Origin of the sequence: Catenibacterium sp. RTP21428st1_D7_RTP21428_210409, from assembly GCF_040227455.1 — a bacterium.
In the GTDB taxonomy this organism is placed as follows: Bacteria; Bacillota_I; Bacilli_A; order Erysipelotrichales; family Coprobacillaceae; genus Catenibacterium; species Catenibacterium mitsuoka_A.
Genome location: NZ_JBEHVX010000123.1, coordinates 1 through 5,206 on the forward strand (window position 1 = coordinate 1; position 5,206 = coordinate 5,206).

The 5,206-nt window shown below is 30.7% G+C and carries 5 protein-coding genes; 3 read left to right on the forward strand and 2 right to left on the reverse strand.

The features are described 5' to 3' along the window. Window positions 1-316: 316 nt before the first annotated feature. Window positions 317-838 (forward strand): hypothetical protein, encoded by a 522-nt coding sequence (locus ABUA27_RS12015; RefSeq protein WP_349820791.1) that lies wholly within the window; start codon window positions 317-319, stop codon window positions 836-838. Window positions 839-953: 115 nt separating this feature from the next. Beyond that, window positions 954-1,475 (forward strand): hypothetical protein, encoded by a 522-nt coding sequence (locus ABUA27_RS12020; protein ID WP_349820792.1) that lies wholly within the window; start codon window positions 954-956, stop codon window positions 1,473-1,475. Window positions 1,476-1,521: 46 nt separating this feature from the next. On the opposite strand, the gene ABUA27_RS12025 is transcribed toward ABUA27_RS12020, so the two are convergent. Beyond that, window positions 1,522-2,802, reverse strand: coding sequence for a galactokinase (locus ABUA27_RS12025; protein ID WP_129981590.1), 1,281 nt, complete (start codon window positions 2,800-2,802; stop codon window positions 1,522-1,524). Then, window positions 2,802-3,812, reverse strand: a complete 1,011-nt coding sequence (locus ABUA27_RS12030; protein WP_349820793.1) for an aldose epimerase family protein — start codon at window positions 3,810-3,812, stop codon at window positions 2,802-2,804. The genes ABUA27_RS12025 and ABUA27_RS12030 overlap by 1 nt, the downstream gene beginning before the upstream one ends. Window positions 3,813-4,107: 295 nt before the next feature. Here ABUA27_RS12030 and ABUA27_RS12035 point away from each other — a divergent pair, with 295 nt between their 5' ends. Continuing rightward, a complete protein-coding gene (locus ABUA27_RS12035) occupies window positions 4,108-4,413 on the forward strand; it encodes a hypothetical protein (protein ID WP_349820794.1) in 306 nt (101 codons plus the stop codon). The last annotated feature ends 793 nt before the right edge of the window (window positions 4,414-5,206 follow it).

Below are 5,206 nucleotides of genomic sequence, written 5' to 3' on the forward strand. Positions count from 1 at the left end.
CAGCTTCATGAACGCCGTTTAATCGGTGCTTATGAAATTTAATTTTCACTGACCTGTGGTTTGTGGGTATTCAAAAATATTTTTTATTTCTTTCAAGAACTTCTTTATTAATCACATTATTTTTAACTTCAATCCTCATTCAATATCACCCTCTAATAAGTAATTTATCATATCATCATTAACTGTCAACTATTTTTATATACTGAATTTAGGCAACATAATAATCATAATTTGTAATATATATCAGATATACTTGGTGCAATTGTTACTTATACATGTTAAAATTAATATATTATGAATAGAGAGGTATCAAATAATGGAAATATTAACCGTCAAAAATAATAAAATTGATTATTTAACTCTTAAAAAAGTTGTCTTTTACACATTTCCTACATATTATATACTGTCACTAGTGGCTATGTTTTGTGGTGCATTGATTGCTTTGTTTATAAATCTATATACAGGAGATATTATTGAAATTGCAACATGCATTATTATATTACTAATTGTAGCTACAGCACCTCTTATTCAATCAAGAATGACCGCAAAAAAATACATAAATCAACTTAATGATTTGTATCACACTGATGTAATTTTCTATGATCTAGTCTTTGATGAAAGTAAATTAACCTCAACTGAATACTCATCAAAAAATGAAATTCCCATGAAATACAAGAATATTAAAAAAATACTAGAAACCAAAGATGTCGTAATATTCACAAGTAAAGCAGAGTATACAATCTATTTTGAAAAGAAGAATGCCAGCGTTGAGGATATTGAAAGATTACATGCATTTTTTGATAAGCAGAACATCACTTGGAGAAAATCAATTTTGTAGGTGCTCAGTAAGGATAAAATAGAAATTATAGAATCCTATATAACACTTCATTTTGAACTAGTAGTTTTGTTTATGTAAAAATAACTTATATATTATAATAAGGAGGTATCATGAAATGGAAACATTAACCGTCAAAAATAATAAAATGGATTATCCAACTTTCAAAAAAATAATCATTCTATTCTTTCCTACTAAATCTAAAATCTTATTTCTAGCTGCATTCTGTTTTGGTTCGATATTTTTATTGAAAAGCCTATTTATGAGAGATTTTTCTTTTTGCATAATAATTAGCGCTATTTTACTATTCGAAGTTATATTTAATCTTGCTGTATCAAGAGCTTTATTAAAACAATTAATGAAACAGCAAATAGAACGATTCAACAAAGATGTAATTTATTTTGATTTAGTCTTTGAAGAAGATGAACTTTACTCCAAGGTAGACTCATCAACGAATAAAGCTCCTATAAAATACAAAGATTTAAAGAAAATTAACGAAACAAATGATATTGTATTTTTTACAAGTAATGCAGGCTTTAAAATCTATTTTGAAAAGAAAAATGCCAGTAATGAAGACATTGAGAGATTACATGCATTTTTTGATAAGCAGAACATCACATGGAAAAAATCAATTCTATAGTAAAGAAAACCTCTTTGATTCTCATATCAAAGAGGTTTTCTAATGCTTATAATTCTACTTTCTTACCGCCATACTTTCTTACTTTAAGAATATGACAAGAACCTTCACCAAAATACTTTTCAATTTCAGTCTTATATGTTTCTACATAATCATCTTCTACAAAGGCCTGGATCGTACCTGCAAATCCACCACCATGTACTCTACATACACCTTTATTACCTAGAATATCTTCAGATAAGCCTAAGGCAATAGAAACTGCCTGGTTTGTTTCATCATGATTAGAATAGATATTCTGTAGGTATTTATAAGAACTGTCTCCTGATGATTTGATAACTGACTTGAATGTATCAAAGTCATTGTTCTTTAAGGCAGATACTGCTTTTTCTACTCTTGCATCTTCCTTAAAGAAGTGTAATGCACGGATGACACAGCGGTCACTCATCTTTTCACGTAATTCAGGAATATGTGCTTTAAATTCTTCTTCTGATACTTCTCTTAAGAATTCTTTTCCAAAGAAGTGTGCTACTTCCTTCATTTCTGTAGGAATGGCTGCATAATCATCAGTTAAGTCTGCATGAGATGCATGAACATCTACAATACATAAACTATGATGGAATGAAGAGAAATCAACATCTACTTTTTCTACAACAGGATGATCATTGTCTTTAAAGTCAATATGAATAAGAGCACCTACTGAACTTGCACATTGATCCATTAATCCACATGGTTTACCAAAATATACGTTTTCTGTATACTGACCAATCTGTGCAATCAATACTGGACTCACTGTCATATCATTATATAAACCTGATAATACAGTACCAATCATGACTTCAAATGCTGCTGATGAAGAAAGACCAGAACCCTGTAATACTTCACTTGTCATATAAGCTTCAAAACCACCAATATGAAGACCTAATTCCTTAAAGCGTGCAAGAGTCCCTCTAATTAATCCTTCTGAAGTACCTTCTTCTTCAGCTTTCTTATCTAAGTCATCTAAAGCTACAGCCTTTAAGTCATAATCATCAGATAATACCTTAATTTCACCATCTCTAGGTGCTGTAATCGCAATAATATCTAAGTTAATTGCAGCAGCTAATACTTCACCATGCTGGTGGTCTGTATGGTTACCAGATACTTCACTTCTACCTGGTGCTGAGAATACTTCTACTTCCTTATCACCATAAAGTGAGATGAACTTTTCAATAGCTGCAATATATCTTTCTTTCTGAGTATCTAATAAAGACTCATCTACATAAATATCAGTTAATAAAGCATCTGCCTGACCATTTTTAATATCTTCAATAATCTGTGTTGCAAGTTTCATTATTTAATTACCTCTAAACAATAAGATGTCTGTGCATCAAATGTTTCTCCCTTTCTTAAAATAGTGCTTGGATTCTTTTCAATATGAATAGCGTCTGGTAAGTTCTGTGTTTCAATACATACTGCATCTCTCGCATTATAAGGTTCTCCATTCTTACCAATACGTCCATCTAGATAGTTTGCTGTATAGATCTGTGCTCCTGGTAAAGTAGTGGATACTGTTAATCTTCTACCACTTTCTTCATCTTCTAATACAACCTGGTTCTTATCTGTAGTAAAGAAGAAATGATGGTCAAAACCATTACCAAGTTTTAATTGTGGATGATCTACTTCTACACGTTCACCAATCTTTGCAGGTATTCTAAAGTCAAATGGAGTACCTTCTACAGCTTCCTTTTCACCTGTAGCAAGACCATCTGCATCTACATGTTCATAATAATCAGCATCAATCTTTAAAGTATGATCATAAATATTATGTTTATGTCCTGATAAGTTGAAATATGAATGGTTAGTAATATTAATTAAAGTGTCCTTATCACTCGTAGCATGATAAGAAATAGTTAATGTAGTACCCTCTAAATGATAAGTAGCACTAAAATCCATATTACCTGGATAACCTTCTTCTCCATCCTTTGCATGATAAGTAAACTTAATAGTATAGTCATCTAAGATTTCATAATCAAAAATCTGATAACTAAATCCTTTAATACCACCATGTAAGCTATTAGGACCATTATTAATAGGTAAATGATATGTTTCACCATTTAATTCAAATGTTCCTTTTCCTATTCTATTCGCAACTCTACCTACTAATGCACCTAGATAAGCATCTAGAGTCTGATATTGATTAAAGTCATCATAACCTAATACAACATCACCTTTTACTCCATTCTTATCTTCAATAATCATCTTAATAATAGTACAACCAAATGTTGAGACAACTACTTCCATCTCTTCATTCTTTAATGATAAATTTTCAATATTTCCAATTTTTTCTATTACTTCTATCACATTTATTCACCTCATCTTCGGAAACATAGATAATTCATACCTATTACTTAATATATTTTATCATGTTATGAATAATTATGTATACGCTTTCTAGAAAAAGTGAAGATTTAATAGACTTTTCTTTGAGTTGTAAAGAGCGTATGTCTTTTATACAGGAAAATGTGTCTTTTATGCACAAAATATAGACTATTTAATAATAATATATTATTTAAGTAGTAGAAGAGATTGGATAACCTAGCATTTAAGATGTAACATAATAGGAAAAAGTTTTAATAGAATCGAGGTGAATAAAATGATGCATTTCTTACTGGCTTTTTATAGCGCTTTATTGCTCAAGGTTCTACCATTATTAGTTGTATCGCTGTTACTTACATTCTTATTAGTTAAATCTAAAATGCCAAAGTTTTTCTACCTTCTCATAGTTGTAGAAGTAATCGCAATATCTGTACTGCACTATAGCACTGTTGTCACATCAATAAGCTTATATATGGAAGAGAGAGTCTGGATTATACTCTTTAATATGGCTATCCTTGTTGGTATATATTTAATGATTCCTATTCTTTCAATCATCCTCTATAGAGTATTAAGAAAAAGAGTATAAGTGGATCCCATATTAAGGACATTAAATAAAAAAGCACTTAATTAGAAATGAAAATATCCTCTAGGTAGTAACCAGGAGGATATTTTTACGTACTATGTTTTTAATGCACTTTTCCAATTCACTACTTGTCTCATATCTAGTTTGATATCGTCCCCCCTTGAAAGGGGGGGTGATACATTTTTTTTGAGTTTATCATAACCGTCATGGCAGGTGTTCTTACATATTATATTTGCAAATGGTTAGACGAATTTTTCAAACGATAACTAGCCTAGTGTTAACCCACTCTAAAAGTTAGAAAAGGTAAGGATTGGTGGATCCTTACCTTTTCGTTTGATGCAGTTTGTTTTTTGAATTCAGTTGAAGTTTAACACTTAACCACTTCATAGTCAAGTCGTCGTAGCATAAAAACGATATAAGTCATAGTAACATAAAAATGATATAAGTAATTATTTCACTTCATTTTCATATGCTTATAGTTTGATGTTCGACTTTTTCATAACCGTCATGGTGGGTGTTCTTACCTACTACATCTGCAAATGGTTAGACGAATTTTTCAAACGATAACTAGCCTAGTGTTAACTCACTCTAAAAGTTAGAAAAGGTAAGGATTAGCCGATCCTTACCTTTTCGTTTAATGCAGTTTGATTTCTGAATTCATATGAATTCTAACACTTAACCACTTCATAGTCAAGTCGTTACTGCATAGAAACCACAGGAGTCTGATTCCAATGTGATAATGTCTCAATGTATCCAAGTTGATAATGTCCCAATTGGGACATTATCAACTTGCCGT